Source organism: Cupriavidus sp. 01T418 (genome assembly GCF_056398885.1).
In genome coordinates, this window is sequence record NZ_JBFTQG010000186.1 from 1 (window position 1) to 416 (window position 416).

The following is a 416-nucleotide window of genomic DNA, read 5'->3' on the forward strand; positions in this document are numbered from 1 at the left end:
GCTGGACTTCCCCCGCATGAACAGATCCTCGCAGGGCAGTATGGCCTGTTTGCCCTCGAAGCCGATCCCGAACGGCGCCCCACGTTGAGCAAGGGCCGGATACTGTGCCTGTATATGGGCGCCCTTCTGGAAACAAAGGAAGAGATGCTCGAGTATCGTCAGCGGCATCCGGACTCGCTCCAATATGAACTGGACACGCCGAGGAAAAACAGCAGCAAGCTGGTTTCGGTGGCGGCGCTTGGGGCCGCAAATAGCGGACCCTTCGCCAATACGGCGCTCCTGCCGGACACCGCGGAGCCAGCTTACGATCATGGGCGAATCAACGCCTTGTTCATGGGCTTCGACGTCTCGATGCTCGACAAGGACGGGAAACCGAGAACCGAAGCGATCGCGGCCCTTGTTGCACTGGACAATCT

1 protein-coding gene is annotated in these 416 nt (G+C 59.9%); it reads left to right on the forward strand.

Annotation, left to right across the window (positions count from 1 at the left end; genetic code table 11):
* A partial coding sequence (locus AC1DQ3_RS36845) for a hypothetical protein (protein WP_477125002.1) occupies positions 1-416 on the forward strand: 416 nt, incomplete at both ends.